This is a genomic window from Micromonospora vinacea, assembly GCF_015751785.1.
In the GTDB taxonomy this organism is placed as follows: domain Bacteria; phylum Actinomycetota; class Actinomycetes; order Mycobacteriales; family Micromonosporaceae; genus Micromonospora; species Micromonospora vinacea.
Genome location: NZ_JADOTY010000001.1, coordinates 1,083,570 through 1,101,403, shown reverse-complemented (window position 1 = coordinate 1,101,403; position 17,834 = coordinate 1,083,570). Strand labels below are relative to the sequence as shown.

General features: G+C 72.9%; 19 protein-coding genes. 11 read left to right on the top strand and 8 right to left on the bottom strand.

The features are described from left to right. Positions 1-126: 126 nt before the first annotated feature. A complete protein-coding gene (gene glmS, locus IW249_RS05340; RefSeq protein ID WP_196919776.1) occupies positions 127-2,040 on the top strand; it encodes a glutamine--fructose-6-phosphate transaminase (isomerizing) in 1,914 nt (637 codons plus the stop codon). A gap of 3 nt (positions 2,041-2,043) precedes the next feature. Here glmS and IW249_RS05335 read toward each other — a convergent pair whose 3' ends face one another. Together IW249_RS05335 and IW249_RS05330 are read right to left on the bottom strand one after the other, a co-directional pair. Next, complete coding sequence (locus IW249_RS05335; protein WP_196919775.1) at positions 2,044-3,651, bottom strand: alpha/beta hydrolase; 1,608 nt, start codon at positions 3,649-3,651, stop codon at positions 2,044-2,046. Next, positions 3,648-3,944, bottom strand: coding sequence for a hypothetical protein (locus IW249_RS05330; protein ID WP_196919774.1), 297 nt, complete (start codon positions 3,942-3,944; stop codon positions 3,648-3,650). The genes IW249_RS05335 and IW249_RS05330 overlap by 4 nt, the downstream gene beginning before the upstream one ends. A gap of 174 nt (positions 3,945-4,118) precedes the next feature. On the opposite strand from IW249_RS05330, the gene IW249_RS05325 reads away from it, so the two are divergent. The 6 genes from IW249_RS05325 (at position 4,119) to ung (ending at position 9,626) form a co-directional block, all read left to right on the top strand. Further along, entirely contained in the window at positions 4,119-4,487 is a 369-nt protein-coding gene (locus tag IW249_RS05325; protein WP_196919773.1) for a holo-ACP synthase, read from the top strand. A 55-nt stretch (positions 4,488-4,542) separates the two neighbouring features. After that, positions 4,543-6,012, top strand: a complete 1,470-nt coding sequence (locus tag IW249_RS05320; protein ID WP_196919772.1) for an NAD(P)H-hydrate dehydratase — start codon at positions 4,543-4,545, stop codon at positions 6,010-6,012. Positions 6,013-6,102: 90 nt separating this feature from the next. After that, positions 6,103-7,221 (top strand): alanine racemase, encoded by a 1,119-nt coding sequence (alr, locus tag IW249_RS05315; protein ID WP_196919771.1) that lies wholly within the window; start codon positions 6,103-6,105, stop codon positions 7,219-7,221. 55 nt (positions 7,222-7,276) lie between these two features. Beyond that, positions 7,277-8,380 (top strand): alpha/beta fold hydrolase, encoded by a 1,104-nt coding sequence (locus IW249_RS05310; RefSeq protein ID WP_196919770.1) that lies wholly within the window; start codon positions 7,277-7,279, stop codon positions 8,378-8,380. Next, positions 8,377-8,859 (top strand): tRNA (adenosine(37)-N6)-threonylcarbamoyltransferase complex ATPase subunit type 1 TsaE, encoded by a 483-nt coding sequence (tsaE, locus tag IW249_RS05305; protein WP_196919769.1) that lies wholly within the window; start codon positions 8,377-8,379, stop codon positions 8,857-8,859. The genes IW249_RS05310 and tsaE overlap by 4 nt, the downstream gene beginning before the upstream one ends. Positions 8,860-8,924: 65 nt before the next feature. After that, entirely contained in the window at positions 8,925-9,626 is a 702-nt protein-coding gene (gene ung / locus IW249_RS05300; RefSeq protein WP_030489653.1) for a uracil-DNA glycosylase, read from the top strand. 26 nt (positions 9,627-9,652) lie between these two features. Here the strand turns inward: ung and IW249_RS05295 are convergent, their stop codons facing one another. Then, complete coding sequence (locus IW249_RS05295; protein WP_196919768.1) at positions 9,653-10,357, bottom strand: helix-turn-helix domain-containing protein; 705 nt, start codon at positions 10,355-10,357, stop codon at positions 9,653-9,655. A 420-nt stretch (positions 10,358-10,777) separates the two neighbouring features. Here IW249_RS05295 and tsaB point away from each other — a divergent pair, with 420 nt between their 5' ends. The 4 genes from tsaB to IW249_RS05275 are packed head-to-tail and all read left to right on the top strand — an operon-like array spanning position 10,778 to position 13,242. Further along, positions 10,778-11,455, top strand: a complete 678-nt coding sequence (tsaB, locus tag IW249_RS05290; protein WP_196919767.1) for a tRNA (adenosine(37)-N6)-threonylcarbamoyltransferase complex dimerization subunit type 1 TsaB — start codon at positions 10,778-10,780, stop codon at positions 11,453-11,455. Then, positions 11,452-11,934 carry a ribosomal protein S18-alanine N-acetyltransferase gene (rimI, locus tag IW249_RS05285; protein ID WP_196919766.1) on the top strand — a complete coding sequence of 161 codons (483 nt, stop codon included), beginning with the start codon at positions 11,452-11,454 and terminating at the stop codon, positions 11,932-11,934. The genes tsaB and rimI overlap by 4 nt, the downstream gene beginning before the upstream one ends. Then, positions 11,927-12,973: a tRNA (adenosine(37)-N6)-threonylcarbamoyltransferase complex transferase subunit TsaD gene (tsaD, locus tag IW249_RS05280; protein ID WP_196919765.1), complete on the top strand. Its 1,047-nt coding sequence runs from the start codon at positions 11,927-11,929 to the stop codon at positions 12,971-12,973. The genes rimI and tsaD overlap by 8 nt, the downstream gene beginning before the upstream one ends. Before the next feature lie 14 nt (positions 12,974-12,987). Next, positions 12,988-13,242, top strand: coding sequence for a hypothetical protein (locus IW249_RS05275; RefSeq protein ID WP_039906914.1), 255 nt, complete (start codon positions 12,988-12,990; stop codon positions 13,240-13,242). 33 nt (positions 13,243-13,275) lie between these two features. Here IW249_RS05275 and IW249_RS05270 read toward each other — a convergent pair whose 3' ends face one another. The 5 genes from IW249_RS05270 to IW249_RS05250 form a co-directional block, all read right to left on the bottom strand. Further along, complete coding sequence (locus IW249_RS05270; RefSeq protein WP_196919764.1) at positions 13,276-14,016, bottom strand: DUF4142 domain-containing protein; 741 nt, start codon at positions 14,014-14,016, stop codon at positions 13,276-13,278. Positions 14,017-14,140: 124 nt separating this feature from the next. Further along, positions 14,141-14,437: a DUF1707 SHOCT-like domain-containing protein gene (locus IW249_RS05265; RefSeq protein ID WP_112586487.1), complete on the bottom strand. Its 297-nt coding sequence runs from the start codon at positions 14,435-14,437 to the stop codon at positions 14,141-14,143. A gap of 19 nt (positions 14,438-14,456) precedes the next feature. Beyond that, complete coding sequence (locus IW249_RS05260) at positions 14,457-15,638, bottom strand: ROK family protein (RefSeq protein ID WP_196919763.1); 1,182 nt, start codon at positions 15,636-15,638, stop codon at positions 14,457-14,459. 20 nt (positions 15,639-15,658) lie between these two features. Then, a complete protein-coding gene (locus IW249_RS05255) occupies positions 15,659-16,921 on the bottom strand; it encodes a sugar ABC transporter permease (protein WP_196919762.1) in 1,263 nt (420 codons plus the stop codon). Next, the gene (locus IW249_RS05250; RefSeq protein ID WP_196919761.1) at positions 16,918-17,736 is read right to left on the bottom strand and encodes an ATP-binding cassette domain-containing protein; all 819 of its coding nucleotides are present in this window, start codon (positions 17,734-17,736) and stop codon (positions 16,918-16,920) included. The genes IW249_RS05255 and IW249_RS05250 overlap by 4 nt, the downstream gene beginning before the upstream one ends. Positions 17,737-17,834: the final 98 nt, after the last annotated feature.

Genomic DNA, 17,834 nt, shown 5'->3' with positions numbered 1-17,834 from the left:
AGTCGTGGCACCTCAGGCCGGGCTTCCACGCCGGTCGTCGTCGCTCGGCGGTTCGCTCAAACTAGATGTTCGTTTACCCGACTTTCGAGCACCCATCATGAGTGAAACTGGGTTAGGCTGCGGGCCATGTGTGGAATCGTGGGATACGCGGGCGCGCGCCCCGCACTCGGCATCGTCCTCGACGGGCTGCGGCGGCTGGAATACCGCGGCTACGACTCGGCAGGCGTCGCGATCGTCTGCGACGACCAACTGCTGACCGAGAAGAAGGCCGGCAAGCTGGCCAACCTGGAGAAGGTGCTGTCCGAGCGGGCCGCCGACGACCCGACCTCCTGCGCGGCCAGCCCGATCGGCATCGGCGACGGCACCACAGGCATCGGGCACACCCGGTGGGCCACCCACGGCGGCCCGACCGACCGCAACGCCCACCCACACGTCGCCCCCGACGGGCGGGTCGCGGTGATCCACAACGGCATCATCGAGAACTTCGCCAAGCTCCGCGCCGAGCTGGAGGCCGACGGCGTCCAGTTCACCAGCGACACCGACACCGAGTGCGCCGCGCACCTGCTCGCCGCCGCGCTGGCCGACCTGCGCGCCGCCGGCCAACCGGACAGCCCGCAGCTGCTCGCCGCCGGCATGCGCGTGGTCTGCCAGCGGCTGGAGGGCGCGTTCACCCTGCTCGCGGTGGACGCCGCCGTGCCCGGTGCCGTCGTCGGCGCCCGGCGCAACTCGCCGCTGGTGGTCGGCCGCGGCGACGGCGAGAACTACCTGGCCAGCGACGTGGCCGCGTTCATCGAGCACACCCGGGAAGCGGTCGAGCTGGGCCAGGACCAGATCGTGCTGATCACCGGTGACAGCATCGAGATCACCGACTTCGACGGCCAGCCCGCCGCCGGCAAGGACTTCCACATCGACTGGGACTCCTCGGCCGCGGAGAAGGGCGGCTACGACTGGTTCATGCTCAAGGAGATCGAGGAGCAGCCGCAGGCCATCGCCGACACGCTGCTGGGCCGGCTCACCGAGAGCGGCGAGATCGCCCTCGACGAGGTTCGCCTCAGCGACCAGGATCTGCGCGACGTCGACAAGATCTTCATCGTGGCCTGCGGCACGGCGTACCACGCCGGCATGGTCGCCAAGTACGCCATCGAGCACTGGACCCGGATCCCGTGCGAGGTGGAGCTGGCCAGCGAGTTCCGCTACCGCGACCCGGTGCTCGACCGGTCCACGCTGATCGTGGTCATCTCGCAGTCCGGCGAGACGATGGACACCCTGATGGCGCTGCGCCACGCCAAGGAGCAGAAGGCCCGGGTGCTGGCGATCTGCAACACCAACGGCTCCACCATCCCCCGCGAGTCGGACGCCGTGCTCTACACCCACGGCGGGCCGGAGATCGCCGTCGCCTCCACCAAGGCGTTCCTCACCCAGGTCGTCGCCTGCTACCTGATCGGCCTGCACCTGGCCCAGGTGCGCGGCATCAAGTTCGCCGACGAGGTGGGCGCGGTCGTCGCGCAGTTGCAGGAGATTCCCGGCAAGCTGCGTGAGCTGCTCGACCGGATCGAGCCCGTCCGCGAGCTGGCCCGGGAGCTGAAGTCCGAGCCGACAGTGCTCTTCATCGGCCGGCACGTCGGCTACCCGGTGGCCCTGGAGGGCGCGCTGAAGCTCAAGGAGTTGGCGTACATGCACGCCGAGGGCTTCGCCGCCGGTGAGCTGAAGCACGGCCCGATCGCACTGATCGACAAGGGCACCCCGGTGATCTGCGTGGTGCCCTCGCCGGTGGGCCGGGGCATGCTGCACGACAAGGTCGTCTCCAACATCCAGGAGGTGCGGGCTCGTGGCGCGCGGACCATCGTCATCGCGGAGGAGGGTGACGAGGCGGTCGTCCGGTACGCCGACCACCTGATCTACGTGCCGCGTACGCCCACCCTGCTGGCGCCGCTCGTCACCACTGTGCCGTTGCAGGTGCTCGCCGCCGAGATCGCCGCCGCCCGGGGGCACGACGTGGACCAGCCCCGCAACCTGGCCAAGTCGGTCACCGTCGAGTAGCCCTCAGCGGCCCAGCACGACCCGGGCCATCCCGTCCAGCGCGGGATTGCCCGGGTCCCAGTAACCGGTGTGCCCGCCCCGCCCACTGCCGAAGACCCGACCGCCGAACCCGGGGTCGGACGGGTCGTGCCCGAACCACAGCTCGTGCCCGGTCCGGCCCGGCCAGCCCAGCACGGCAGCCAGCGGCGCCGTACGCAGCAGGGCCCGTCGGGCCAGCTCGTCCGGTGACTGGGCCGCCCGGATCACGTCGTCGGGGGCGCTGCTCGCCCAGACCTCCCCGGGTGGCACGCCCAACTCGGCGGCGTGCGACGCGCCGACACCGGGCGAGCCGACGAAGACCAGCGCGTCGGCGGCCAGCCCGTGCTCCCGGGCGGCCACACCCACCACCAGCGACCCGTAGCTGTGCCCGAGCACTGTCTGCCGGGCCGGGGGCCCTTCGTGGCTGGCGCGCAGCCCCTCCTGGAAGCGGTGCAACGCCGGGCCGGCGTCCCGGGCCTGGCCCGCCGAGGCGGCCTCGGTCAGGAAATCCGGCGCGTCGTAGTCCAACCAGAGCACCGCCGCGCTGCGCTCACCCGGGGCGAGCGCCGCGCACCGGTCCAGCACCCGTGCCGCCCTACCCAACTCGCCGGGGGCGTCGTTCAGGCCGGCGGTCATCCCCGGCACGTAGGTGAGCACCCGGTCGGCGTGGTCCGGGTCGCCGAGCGCCACCACCACCCGGCCCTCACCGGCCGGATCCAACCCGAGCAGGTACGCCCGTGGTGCCCCGTCGGCCGTCAACCGCCCGACCAGCGCGTCCAGGCCGGCCAACCGCCCGGCCACCCCACGCAGCCGGATCGACGCGAGCGTCCCCGGCGGCACCCCTGACAGCAACCGTCGCCGCTCGGCCAGCAGCTCCGCACGCCAGACGTCGAGCCGTAACCGGTTGGCCTGGTCGCGGGCGGCCACCGGAACCCCGTCCAACCGACCGACGAGGGCCGGCTCGCGCCCGATCAGCCACCGACGCTGCGCCGGGGTCAACCCGGACCACCAGGCGCTGACCAGCGCGGGCGCGGCACCGAGGGCCGGTCGGCCCGGCGGAGGCGGGGAGGCCCAGCCGGTGCCGGCGGCCCTCGCCAGCTCATCCAACCGGTCGGCGGCGACCCGGTCCGCGACTGCTGCCCCGTCGAGCGCGGCCCGCAGGGCCGCTGCCACCCCAGCCGCCGCCATCCCCGCCGCTGCCGCAGCGGCCCGGTCGGTGGGCCGAACCCGGGCGGGATCGACCCGCACCCCGCCCGAGCGGTCCACCAGCAGGCCGGCCGCGTCGGCCTGGGCGACCGCCTCGGCGAGCCGTGCCTTCGCCACCGTCAGCCGGCCGGCCAACTCGGCCAGCACCTGGTCGACCTCGATCAGCGCGGGTGCCACCGAGGCCAGCTCGTCCCGGAGGCCGGCGAGCCGGGCGTCCGCCGCCGCAGAGGCCGCACCCGACCAACCGCCCCGCAACCGCCCGCCGGACGCGCGCAACCCGCCGACCCGCCGATCGACCGGCCCGACCAACCCCGCCCACGCCGCCCCGGCGGCCCGCCACCCTTCCGGATCGACAGCCCACAGCTGCCGATAGCCGACGCCGCTCACCGGGGCAGGGTGGCGAAGCGGTCGGCGGCACGGTCGTCCACCGTCTCGTACGCCTCGGCCGCCGCCCGGACCCCGCCGGAGGTCGCCGCGACCCGGCCACCGAGCCGGCAGAACCAGGCGTGCCCGGCCGCCTCCAACCCGGCCAGGGCCGCTCCAGCTCGCCACTCGGGCGCCGCCACCACCAACCCCGGCAGCCCTGCGAGGCCCAACGCCAACCGGCGCGCCTCGTCGTCGAGCAGGACGGCGACCGCCCGCAACTCCTCCGGTCGGACGGCGAACGGCTCGTCGGTCATGACCCCACCCCCGTGGACGATCGGCATCGACGCGCTGACGCTAGGCCCGTACCGGAGGTTGCGCCGTGCCCTGTGGACAGCCGGCGTCGAGGCGTACCCCGGGGTGTCCACAGGCGTTGCCCAGCGCGAGCCCGACGGCTAATCTGCGGCCCCGACCGCCGGTAGGGTGAAGTGGTGATCGTCGCTGTCGGCATCGACGTCGTCCTGGTCGACCGGTTCGCCCGGGCCCTGGCCCGGACGCCGCTGCTCGCCGACCGGCTCTTCACCGAGGCCGAGCGGCACACCCGCGCCGGCAACCCGCGCTCGCCCGAGTCGCTCGCCGCCCGGTTCGCCGCCAAGGAGGCGGTGGCCAAGGCACTCGGCGCACCGGCCGGGCTCAACTGGCACGACTGCGAGATCGTGCCCGACCCGGATGGCCGCCCCTGGCTGGCCGTCTCCGGCACTGTCGCGGCGGTGGCCGACGCGCGTGGGGTCAACCACTGGCACCTCTCGTTGTCGCACGACGGCGGGATCGCGTCGGCGATGGTGGTCGCGGAACGATGACGTCGGGCGGGAGGGCCGGTCGGGCCCGCCCGCGAACGGGATGGGACACGGTGGCATGAGAGCGGTGTGGCGGGTGGCCGACGTACGGGCGGCCGAGGCGGGGTTGATGGGCACGCTGCCGGAGGGGACGCTGATGCAGCGGGCCGCCGCAGGCCTGGCCCGCCGCGCCGCGCTCCTGCTCGCCGAGCGGGGCGGGGTCTACGGGGCCCGGGTGCTGCTGCTCGTCGGGTCCGGTGACAACGGCGGCGACGCGCTGTACGCGGGGGAGCGGCTGGCCCGCCGGGGTGTCCAGGTGTCCGCCCTGCTGCTCACCCCCGGGCGGGCGCACGCCGCCGGCCTGGCCGCGCTGCGAGCCGCCGGCGGCCGGCTGGTGCCGGATCCGGCCGGCCCGGTCGACCTGGTCCTCGACGGCATCGTCGGCATCGGCGGCACCGGTGGGCTACGGGCGAACGCGGACGAGGTGGTCCAGCGCCTCTGCGAACTGCGCGGACGCGACGGGGAGCGGGCCACAGTGCTGGCGGTCGACGTGCCCAGCGGGGTCGCTGTCGACACCGGCCACGTGCCGCTGTCCGCGTCCGGCCGGCCCACAGCGGTCCGCGCCGACGTGACGGTGGCCTTCGGCGCACTGAAGCCCGCCCTGGTGGTCGGGCCGGCCGCCGCCCTGGCCGGGCAGGTCGAGGTGGTCGACATCGGGCTGCGGCCGTGGCTGCGTGGCACCCCGGCGCTGCGGGTCACCGAGTGGTCCGACGTGGTCGACTGGTGGCCCCAGCTGGGCCCGGCCTCGGAGAAGTACACCCGGGGCGTGGTGGGTGTGGCCACCGGGTCGGCGACCTACCCCGGCGCGGCGGTGCTCTCCGTGGGCGGCGCCCTGGCCGGGCCGACCGGCCTGGTCCGCTACGCCGGCAGCGCCCGCGCCGAGGTGCTGCACCAGCATCCGTCGGTGATCGCCAGCGGGCGGGTCGCCGACGCGGGCCGGGTGCAGGCCTGGGTCTGCGGCTCCGGGCTGGGCACCGGCGCCGACGCGGCGGCCGAGCTGCGCGCCGTACTGGCCGCCCCGGTGCCGGTGGTGCTCGACGCCGACGCGCTGACCCTGCTGGTGGACGGCTCGCTCGCCGACCGGCTGCGGGGTCGGGACGCGCCCATCGTGGTCACCCCGCACGACCGGGAGTTCACCCGTCTCTGCGGGGAGGAGCCGGGCACCGACCGGGTCGGCGCCGCGCTGCGGCTCGCCGCCTGGATGAACGCTGTGGTGCTGCTCAAGGGCGACCGCACGGTGATCGGCACGCCGGACGGTCGGGCGTACGTCAACCCGACCGGCACCCCGGCGCTGGCCACCGGCGGCACCGGCGACGTGTTGGCCGGGCTGCTCGGCTCGCTGCTGGCGGCCGGGGTGCCGGCCGATCGGGCCGCCGCCTCGGCCGCGTACCTGCACGGGCTCGCCGGGCGGGAGGCGGCCCGGAGCGGGCCGGTGACCGCGCCGGACGTGGCGACCGCGTTGCGCCCGGTGCTGGCCCGGCTGGGCTGAACCGGGCGGTTCCGGGTGCGGTGACCGGATCGCCGCACCGGGACGTGCGTCGCCGCCCGCGGTGATCACGGCGGAAAGTAGGCTGGGCGCATGTGGCAGGCCGAGGTACGCGTCGATCTTGACGCCATCCGCGAGAACGTGAGCAGGCTCCGCTCCGGCACCACCGCCGAGTTGATGGCGGTGGTGAAGGCCGACGGGTACGGCCACGGCATGCTTCCGGCCGCCCGCGCGGCGCTCGACGCCGGGGCTGACTGGCTCGGTGTCTGCACCCTCGACGAGGCGCTCACCCTGCGCCGGGGCGGGGTGACAGTGCCGGTACTGGCCTGGCTGCTCGCGCCCGGGTTGCCGCTGCACGAGGGCGTCACCGCCGGGGTTGACCTGGGCGCGGCCAGCCTGGCGCAACTGGACGAGATGGTCGAGGCGAGTCGCCTGGCCGGGCGTCCCGCCCGCCTGCACCTCAAGATCGATACGGGGCTGTCCCGGGGTGGCGCGACAGTCGCCGACTGGCCCGCGCTGCTGGACGCCGCCGCGAAGGCGCAGGCAGACGGCCTGGTCGAGGTGGTCGGCGTGTGGAGCCACTTCGTGTACGCGGACTCGCCCGGCCACCCCACCACCGACCGTCAACTGGCCGTCTTCCACGAAGGGCTGGCCATGGTCGAGCGAGCCGGGCTGCGACCGCGCTGGCGGCACCTCGCCAACTCGGCCGCCACCCTCACCCGCCCGGACACCCACTTCGACCTGGTCCGCCCCGGCCTGGCCATCTACGGGCTCTCCCCGGTGGCCGGCGAGACGTACGGGTTGCGGCCGGCGATGACCGCCCGCGCCCGGGTGATGCTCACCAAGCGGGTGCCCGCCGGCACCGGTATCTCCTACGGGCACGCCTACACCACGGAAACCGACGCGAACCTCGCCGTGGTGCCACTCGGGTACGCCGACGGGGTTCCCCGGCACGCGTCCAACACCGGCCCGGTGCAGCTCGGCGGCGTACGCCGGACCATCTCGGGGCGGGTCTGCATGGACCAGTTCGTGCTCGACTGCGGTGACGACCCGGTGGCCGACGGCGACGTGGCGACGCTCTTCGGCAGCGGTGCCGACGGCGAACCGACAGCGGACGACTGGGCCGAGGCGGTCGGCACGATCAACTACGAGATCGTCACCCGGTTCGGCGGCACGCGGGTGCCCCGGGTCTACGACGGCGAGAAACCGTGAGCGTGAGGAGTGAGCCGGGGTTGCGAGCCCCGCAGTCGCGAACCAAGGTGGCGCCGTGAACTACCGCATTCCACGTCCGCGGACGGCCGCGGGCCGGGTCGCGGGGATCGTCGGCGCGGCGGTGGGGGTGGCCGCGGCGGGTCTGGCGGCCGGGGTCGCGACCGAACGGACCCTGGTCCGCCGACTCAAGGCCGACCCGGCCGACCGCTACGCGCACGAGACGTTCGACCAGCAGCGGTACGACGAGGCGTTCCGCCTGGAGTTGCCGGACGGCACGGACATCCACGTCGAGGTGGTCGAGCCGACCCGACCGGTGCCGGGGCGCCCGACTGTGGTGCTGGTGCACGGCTTCTGCCTGGACATGGGGACGTTCCACTTCCAGCGCCAGATGCTCGCCGCCCGCGGTGACTACCGGATCGTGGCGTACGACCAGCCCGGTCACGGCCGGTCCGGCCGGTTGGAGACCGGGGAGTACGACCTCACGGTGCTCGGCCGGACGTTGCGCCAGGTGATCGACCGGACCGCCCCGGACGGGCCGCTGGTGCTGGTCGGCCACTCGATGGGCGGCATGACAATCATGGCGTTCGCCGAGCTGTTCCCGGAGCTGTTCGGTGACCGGGTGGTGGGCACCGTGCTGATGGCCACGTCGGGCGGGCTCATCGCGGAGACCAAGCTGGTCGCACCCGCGCTGCTCGGCCGGGTCGGTGGCCCGGTGCTCTACATGGTCAGCAACGCCACCCGGTACGGCGGGCCGGTGATCGACAAGGCTCGCAAGTCCACGTCGAACGTGGCCTGGCTGCTGACCCGCAAGTACGGTTTCGGCACCCGCAAGCCCAGCCCGTCGCTGGTGTCCTACGTGGAGACGATGAACTCCCGGACGTCTGCCGACACGGTGACCCGCTACCTGCGGACCCTGGCCACCCATTCGCGCTTCCCGGCGCTGGCGGCGCTGGCGGCGACTCCGGTGCTGGTGGTGGTCGGCGACAAAGACATGATCACTCCGGTGACACACTCCGAGGAGATCGTCCGCCGGTTGCCGCACGCCGAGTTCGTGAAGATCAAGGACAGCGGTCACGTGGTGATGTTGGAGCACGCGGACGAGGTCAACGCCGCGCTGGCGCGGTTCCTGGAGTCATTGCAGAGCGTGGAGGAACGGTGAGTCACGTCGTCAAGCTGCCGACCGTCGAGGACACTCGGGACTTCGGCCAGCGGCTGGCCGGGCTGCTACGCGCCGGCGACCTGGTGCTGTTGACCGGCCCGTTGGGCGCCGGAAAGACCGCACTCACCCAGGGCATCGGCGCCGGGCTCGGCGTCCTCGGTGACATCACCTCGCCGACCTTCGTGATCGCCCGGGTGCACCGCCCCGACCCGGCCCGGGGCGGCCGGGTGGCACTGGTGCACGCCGACGCGTACCGGTTGGGTGACGCCACCGACCCGCGCGCCGAGATCGACGACCTGGACCTCGACGCGTCGGTGGACGACTCGGTGACAGTGGTGGAGTGGGGCGAGGGCCTGGTGGAGCAGCTGGTGGACGCGCACCTGCGGGTACGCATCGACCGCCGCGACGACGACACCCGCATCGTCGAGCTGGACCCGGTCGGCGGCGACTGGGCCCGGCGGCTCGCCGACCTGGGCTAGGTCGGCGGTTGTCGTAGCCGGTGCCTAGAGTGCGGGGGACCGACCCGCGCTGTGAGAGGTTTCTGATGCCCGACGACGCTCCCGCCCTGGATCTACTGGCCCTCCTGCCGGAGCAGTGGCGTGCCGTGCTCACCCCGCACCTCGACCCGGCACGCACCGCCGCCCTGGGCGAGTTCGTCGCCCGCGAATACGCGACGCAGACCGTCTTCCCGCCGTTGGAGGACCTGTTCTCGGCATACCGGCTCTGCCCGCCGCAGGGCACCCGGGTGCTCATCCTCGGGCAGGATCCTTACCACCGGGCCGGGCAGGCACACGGGCTGAGCTTCAGTGTCCGCGACGGTGTGACGGTGCCGCCGTCGTTGCGCAACGTCTTCAAGGAGCTGGGCGAGGACGTGGGCGTGCCCAAGCCGCGCAGCGGCAACCTCGATGGTTGGGCCGCCCAGGGTGTGCTGCTGCTCAACGCGGTGCTGACCGTCCGTCAGGCCACCCCGGGCTCGCACGCCAACGCCGGCTGGGAAGAGTTCACCGACGCGACCATCCGGGCACTGGACGCGGCACCGGAGCGGGTGGTCTTCCTGCTCTGGGGTGGCTACGCCCGCAAGAAGGCCGCGCTGGTCACCAACCCGCAGCACGTGGTGCTGGAGGCGGGGCACCCCAGCCCGATGAACCCGCGCGGCTTCCTCGGCAGCCGCCCGTTCAGCGCCGCCAACAAGGCACTCGCCGACGCCGGCCTGCCCACCATCGACTGGGAGCGCACCGCCGGCTGAGCCGGCACCTCGGGCCGGCAGTTGGCTCAGCTGTTGCTGGCCGGCTGCCGGTTCCGGTAGCGGCGTAACAGTGCGGCGGCGCGAGGCTCGCTGAGTTCCAGCTCGACGAGCGGCACCACCTGGTAACTCCGCCCGCCGTGGCGCACCTCGATCGTCTCGGGCAGCTCGTCGCACATGGTGGCCCTTATCTCCCCGTACCGGGTCGACCACAGGTGTTCGCCCGGCTCTTCGGGCTCCAACCACACCCCGCCGAACTCACCCCAGCGGGCGTTCCACCGCTGGCCGTAGTTCGTCTCCAGCCAGCGGGTGAACAGCTTGGCGTCCTGCCAGCGCAGGGCGATCTCCAGCGTGTCGGCCGGCACCGGTGCACCCTGTAGCAGCGCCGCGGCGCATCCGGTGATCACCTGCGGGAAGTCGGTGAGCCGGTCCAGCAGCCGATCCAGGCCAAGCTCGTCGATTCGCTCGGCGATCGGCCGGGCGGCCAAGCCATCGATCCGGGCGTCGAGGTGTGCGTCCAACGGCTCAACCCCGACGACCAACTGCACATCCATCGCGGCAAGCAACCGCTCCAGCACGGCGATGGTCGGCGCTCGCTCACCGCGTTCGAACCGGGCCACCGCTGCCTGGTCGACCTCGGCCAGCGCGGCCAACTGACGCTGACTCAGGTCGCGCAGATGTCGTTGCTGCCGTACGGCAGCGCCGAGAAGGGTGACAAGGCGAGTGGATGACATCCCGGCATGGTGGACCAAGGGCGAGACGTCCGCGATCCTGCTGCGGCAGATCGGCGGATGGCGGGCCTTACTTTAATGAGCGTGATGTCTGTGAGTCATCACGATGACTCAGAGACATCACGCTCACTGGGGCGATGTGGCCTGTTGCCGTCCGTCCGTCCGTCCGTCGGTTGGGCGGTGCGGGCGGGCCGTCGGTCAGCTGAGGCCGTGCGATGGGTGGGACCGTGCGGGACGGCTGGGGGCCGCCCCCGGTAGGGCCCCTGACGACCGGCTGTGGGCGTGGTGGCACCCAGGGCGAGGCGGCGGGGCAGCAGGACGAGGCGGCGGGGCAGCAGGACGAGGCGGCGGGGCGAGGTCCGCGGCCGGTGGCGGGGCGGGGCGTGACCGAGGTCTGCGGCGGGGCGGCTAGGCTGGCTTACCGTGCTCGTACTCGTGGTGGACAGCTCGACCCCCGCGGTCACCGCGGCGCTGGTGGACGTCTCGGCAGATGGCGTGGCGTCGCGGGCGCACCGGTGCACGGTCGACGCCCGCGCGCACGGTGAGCTGCTCGCGCCCCAGGTGGATGCGGTCCTCGCCGACGCCGACGCGCGCCCACGGGACCTGACCGCCATCGTCGCCGGGCTCGGCCCGGGGCCGTTCACCGGGCTGCGGGTCGGCCTGGTCACCGCCGCGACAATGGGTCAGGTGCTCGGCATCCCCACGTACGGCGTCTGTTCGCTGGACGCCATCGGCTACCCGGCGGCGTCCGGCGCGCCGGTCCTGGCCGCCAGCGACGCACGGCGCAAGGAGCTCTACTGGGCCGTCTACGACGGCGCCGGCCAGCGGATCGTCGGGCCTGAGGTGTCCGCACCGGCGGTCGCCGCCGCGCGCGCCCGGGAACTGGGCGCGACGATCGCGGTCGGTGACGGGGCGCACCGATACGCCGAGGTCCTGGACCTGCCCGTTCGAGTCGAGCCGCGCTACCCGGACGCGACAGTGCTGGCGCTGCTCGCCGCCGAACGGATCCGGGCCGGCGCGTCCAGTGAGCGGCTCACCCCGCTCTACCTGCGCCGCCCCGACGCGGTGGCGGCGGCCGGCCGCAAACCGGTCCTGCCATGACGGCGGTACGGCTCGAACCGTTCCGCTGGTGGCACATCGATGACGTGCTGCCGATCGAGGCGGACCTCTTCGGCGCCGAGCAGTGGTCGCCGGCCATGTTCTGGAGCGAGTTGGCAAACGGGCACCACTACCGGGTCGCCGTCGACGCGGACGGTTCGGTGCTCGGCTACGCCGGACTCGCCGGCGCTCCGCCGGACGAGGTGTGGGTGCAGAACATCGCCGTCCGCCGGGACGCCCAGCGGCGCGGCGTGGGCCGCACCCTGCTGGAGGAGTTGCTCGCCGAGGCGGTCCGGCGCGACGCCCGCAGCACCCTGCTGGAGGTCGCCGTGGACAACGCCGCAGCCCAACGGCTCTACGCGACGTACGGGTTCGAGCCGATCGGGGTGCGGCGCGGCTACTACCAACCGAGCAACACCGACGCGCTGGTCATGCGGCGCGACGCCGAGCCGACCGGGGACGGACCACACGACCATGGCTGACGAACCACTGATCCTGGGTATCGAAACCTCCTGCGACGAGACCGGCGTCGGCATCGTGCGGGGGCACACCCTGCTGGCCGACGCGCTCGCCTCCAGCGTCGAGGAACACGCCCGGTTCGGGGGTGTGGTCCCGGAGGTGGCCAGCCGGGCACACCTGGAGGCCATCGTGCCGACCATGGACCGGGCACTGACCGAGGCCGGCGTCACGCTGGCCGACATCGACGCCATCGCTGTCACCTCCGGCCCGGGGCTGGCCGGTGCGCTGCTGGTCGGCGTCGCCGCCGCCAAGGGGTACGCGGTCGCCGCCGAGAAACCCATCTACGGCGTCAACCACCTCGCCGCCCACGTCGCGGTGGACACCCTTGAGCACGGCCCACTGCCCGAACCCGCCATCGCGCTCCTGGTATCTGGCGGCCACTCGTCCCTGCTGCTCGTCGACGACCTGGCCCGCGGTGTCACCCCGCTGGGCGCCACCATCGACGACGCGGCCGGGGAGGCGTTCGACAAGGTCGCCCGGCTGCTCGGGTTGCCGTTCCCCGGCGGTCCGCCCATCGACCGGGAGGCGCGGGCCGGCGATGCCGCCTCTATCGCCTTCCCTCGCGGTCTGACCGCCGCCAAGGATCTGGCCGCCCACCGGTACGACTTCTCGTTCTCCGGCCTGAAGACGGCGGTGGCCCGGTGGGTCGAGGCCCGTCAGCGTGCCGGCGAGCCGGTGCCGGTGGCCGACGTGGCCGCGTCCTTCCAGGAGGCGGTCTGCGACGTGCTGACCAGCAAGGCGCTCGCCGCCTGCCGCGCGCAGGGCATCGAGACCCTGGTCATCGGCGGGGGAGTGGCGGCGAACTCGCGGCTGCGGGCGATGGCCGAGCAGCGGGCCGAGAAGTACGGCATCCAGGTCCGGGTACCCCGGCCAAAGCTGTGCACCGACAACGGTGCGATGGTGGCCGCGCTCGGTTCGCACCTGGTCGCCGCCGGGGTCGCTCCCAGTCGACTGGACCTGCCAGCCGATTCGGCGCTGCCGTTGACCACGGTCAGCGTGTGACGGGAGCGGCGGACATGATCGTGCGGATGTGGGAGGCGCGCGCCGAGGCGTACGGAGTCGCCGACCTGATCACCTGGGTGTGCGACACCGCCCTGCCCGAGTTGGAGCACGACCCGCTCCACGTCTCCAGCGAGGTCTTCTCCTCCACCGACCACCGGGTGGTGGTCATCTCCAAGTGGCGCAGCAGCCCGCGCCCACTACCAGACCCGCCAGCACTGCTGGTGGCCCGCGCCCCGCACTCCTGGGACTTCACCCAGGTCGACCGCTGACGCGAGCCACCATCCAGGCCGCTGGCTGACTGGTCAGCTACGGCGCAACATCCGGTAGGTGGCGATTCCGCCTGTGCCCAGCGCGGCGAGGAAGACCAGCCAGACGACGGTGCTGCTGACTCCGACCTGCGGGCCGGAGTTGGCGGAGGCGGCGGCCAGGAGCCCGTCCTCACCCGGGGCGGGCAGCGCGGCCGGCGGCAGCTCCGGCCAACGGACCAGGCCGGTGCTCTCCAGCATCTGCATGTGGTGCTGGACGAACGCGTTGGCGTCCTCGCAGAGCTTGCGGACGGTGGCGTCCCGGGTGCTGGCCCGGACCGCGCCGATCACCGGGAAGATCTTGCCGTGGGCAACCCGGAGCCGGGTGACGAAGATCTGGTCGAACCGGGCGCCGGATGCCTTCTGCATCTCGGCCAGCCAGCCCTTCTGCTCGGCGGTCGGCTCGCTGGGGATCGTCGCGCCCAACTTGTTGGCCGCGTCGACCACGAGCTGGTCGAGCTTCTGGTGCTCGTCGGCGATGCCGGCGCCGATCTCCCGGACCTTCGCCGACTGTCCCTTCTCGGCGGCCATCTGGCCGGCTGGCATCTCCCACAGCCCGGCCAGCCGCACCCCGTTGAGCAGTGTCATGTCGGCGGCGTTGAGCTGCTGGCCACCGGCGGGCGCGGCGACGGCCACGCCGGGCAGGACACCGACCCCCGCGATGACCGCGATGAGCAGCATCACCGCTCGGTGGGTCCGGGTGCCCAGTCGGCGATGGGCGGATCTGAGCGGTGCCATGTCTGTGGTGCCTCCTCGGTCCGGACCGGAACGCGTCTGGACCGGGCAGCCGTACCTGCCGGTTGCCCGTCCGCCCACTGGTACGGACTGATCGCGCGATCAGTTCATCGCGGAGCGACAGGGATCAGCGGGTGACGGCGAGCAGGCCGCCGAGCAGCAGCAGGGTGAGCGCCGCGGCGGCGAAGACCATCAGCAACTCCTGACGCCCGCGCCCGACCGGGCCGGCGTCGACGACCGAGTTGGGCAGTGCCGGTAGGTCGCGGGTCAGCGCGGCCAGGTCACCGAGGGTGCGCGCCGTCCACACCGCACCGGCGCGATCGGAGAACTCGTCGAGCGTCAGCCGGCCCGCCGCGGTGTGCTGGTGCAGCGCGGCGACCACCCGGTTGCGGTCGTCGTCGGAGGCGCGTAGCTCGACATCCACGCCGGACAGCGTACGCGGATCAGCCCACGTCGAGGGGGTCGGCGAGGAGCCGTTCGAAGGCCAGTTCAGCGGCACCGATCAGGGGCGCGTCCTCACCCAGTTTCGGGGTGCGCAGCCGGACGTGCTCCAGGCAGGCGCCGAGCGCGTTGGAGTTGAGCCGGCTGCGGATCTGGGCCGCCGCCGCGAGGTAGAGGTCGCGCATGGTCCCGCCGAAGATGACCATCTCGGGGTTGAAGACGTTGACCAGGTTGGCCACCCCGAAGCCGAGCCAGTCGCCGGCCTGGCGGACCGCCGTCTGGGCCCGGGCGTCTCCCCGGTCGGCGGCGTCGAAGACCGCCAGCAGCGCTTCGCGGCCCCGGGCGTCGGAGCGTCCGGCCGCGCGCAGGAGGCCGTGCTCGCCGATCTCGGTCTCCCAACAGCCCCGGGAGCCGCACTCACAGGGTCTGCCGTCGCGGGCCACCTTCATGTGGCCGACCTCGCCGCCGTACCCACCGTGCCCGGTCAGTCGACGGCCACCGGCGATGATGCCGGCGCCCACGCCGACGTCGCCGTACAGGTAGAGGACGTTGTCGCACCCCGCCGCCACACCCCGTGCGTGCTCGGCGAACGCGGCGACGTCGGCCACGTTGCCCACTGTGATCGGTACGTCGATGCCCAACTCGTCGGCGAGGGCAGCGCCGATCGGCTCGTCCACCCAACCGGTGGTGGGGCCGAGTCGGACCAGGCCGTCGTCCCGGCGGACCATGCCGCAGACAGCGACGCCGGCACCGACACAGATCGCGTCCGCCGGCACCAACTGCTGCATCTCCTTGACCGCGCCGGCCAGCAGTGGCGCGGCCTCGGCGGCCAGCAGGCCGCGTGGCCGGTCCAGATCCCGGCGGTCCAGGACCGCGCCACCCAGCCCGATCCGGGCTGCGCGCAGCCGGTCCACCTCCACCGAGTACGCGTACGCGTAGACCCGGGCCGACTCGGGCCGGACGACAAGTGACGGTCGTCCGGCCCGGCCGGTCTCCTTCGGTGCTCCTTCGCTGACCAGCCCCACTGCGGACAGGTCGGCGGTGAGCGCGCCGATGGTGCTGCGGTTGAGACCCAGCGTGGTCGTCAGCTCGGCACGCGTGGTCGCCCCGTGGACGTGCACGTGCCGCAGCAGGGCCCCGAGGTTCTGCCGTCGGACATCATCCTGGCTCGGTCCTGGGCGCATGCTGGTGCTACCTCCCGCGGTCAGCGGGTGCCGGTGGCTGCCGCGCGGCGGCGGGAGAGCGCGTCGACGCTGGCGGCGAGCAGCAGCACGACGCCGGTGACCACGTACTTGACTCCCGCGCTGTACCCCATCAGGCCCATTCCGTTTTCGATGACCGCGACCACCGCGCCGCCGAGTACGGCGTCGAGGACGCGGCCCTTGCCACCGAAGAGGCTGGTGCCGCCGATAACCGCTGCGCCGACCGCGTAGAGCAGTACGTTACTGCCCCCGGTGTTGGGGTCGACCGAGTTGGCCCGGCTGGCCGCCACGATGCCACCGATGGCGGCCATGGACGAGCAGATCACGAAGACGGAAATCCGGATCCGGTCGACTCCGATGCCGGCCCGGCGGGCGGCTTCCCGGTTGCCGCCGACGGCGTAGATGTGCCGGCCGTAGCTGGTGCGTTGCAGCACGAAGGTCCAGATGACGAGCAGTACCGCGATGATCGGCACCACGATCGGCACGCCCTTGAGCGAGACGATGAGGACGTTGCGGCTGCGCTCCAGGTTGAGCACGTACACGGCGGTGCCGAGGATGACGGCGAGGCCGCCGATCCGTAGCGCCACCACCGCGATCGGGTCGGTGATCAGACCGCGGGTCACCCGGTTGCGGTGGCGCAGCAGTTGCACCGCCGCGTAGCCGATGACCGCGAGGGCGGTCAGCGCCCAGCCCAGCGTGGGGGCGAGGTTGCGGTTGGCGATGGCGACCAGCACCTCGTCGCGGACGGAGATGTTGGTGCCCTCCTTGACGAGCAGCAACACGACGCCCTGGAAGGCGAGGAAACCGGCGAGGGTGACCACAAAGGACGGGATGCCGATCTTCGCGACGAGCATGCCGAGAGTGGTGCCGATGACCACACCGGTGGCGACCGCGGCGAGCACGGCGACCCACCACGGGTAGCCGAGCACGGTGACCACATTGGCCAGCACCGCGGCGCAGACGCCGCTGGCGAAGCCTGCGGAGAGGTCGATCTCCCCGAGCAGCAGCACGAAGACCAGGCCCATCGCGATCAGCGTGACCGCCGCGCCCTGGGTGAAGAGGTTGGCGAAGTTGCCGGCCGACAGGAACGACGACGGCCGCATGATCGCGAAGACGGTGCAGAGCACGATCAGCCCGAGCACGGCCGGTAGCGCGCCGACGTCGCCACCACGTACGCGACTGAAGTAGTTGCGGACGTGGCCTCCGACGGTCGGCGCCGGTGTGACGGCCGCGGGGCCGCCCTTCCGCACGGCGGTGGTGGTCATCGGACGCCTCCTGAGATCGAGTCGGCCGGCTGCGGGCCGTCGCCGTTGCTGCCCGGGTCGGTGGCGAGGCCGAGCCCGCCCGAGCGCCCGGCGGTGATCAGCTCGACCACCTGGGCGTGGGTGATGTCGGTGGTCTTCACCTGGGCGACCATCTGGCCGAGGTACAGCGCGGCGATCCGGTCGGAGACGGCGAAGACGTCGTTCATGTTGTGCGAGATGAGCACCACGGCCAGGCCGTTGTCGGCGAGGCGGCGGACCAGTTCGAGAACCTGGGCGGTCTGTGCCACGCCGAGCGCCGCGGTCGGCTCGTCCAGGATGACGAGCTTGCTGTTCCAGAGCACCGCCTTGGCGATGGCCACGGTCTGGCGTTGGCCACCGGAGAGGCTGGACACGTGCTGGCGTAGTGAGGTGACGGTGCGGATGGAGAGCCCCGCCAGCGTTTCGGCGGCGAGCTGTTCCATGGTCGGCTCGTCGAGGACGATGCCGCTGCGCTTCTCCCGGCCGAGGAACATGTTCTGCACGATGTCCAGGTTGTCGCAGAGCGCGAGGTCCTGGTAGACGACCTCGATGCCGAGCGTGGCGGCGTCGCGGGGGCTGCCGATGTGCACCGGTTCACCGTTGAACAGGAACTCTCCGGCGTCGGTGGGGTGGATGCCGCTGATGCACTTCACCAGGGTCGACTTGCCGGCGCCGTTGTCACCGACCAGTGCGGTCACTTCGCCCGGGTGGACGGTCAGGGCGACGTCGCGGAGCACCTGGACGGGACCGAAGCTCTTGTCGATCCCGCGGAGTTCCAGCAGGGGGGTCGCGGACACGGGGGTCTCCTTCTTAAGGGAGGGTCGGGGCCCGTCCGGCGGGCGCCGCCCGGCACGGGAGGGTGCTCCCGTGCCGGGCGGCGATGGTCGTTCCGGCG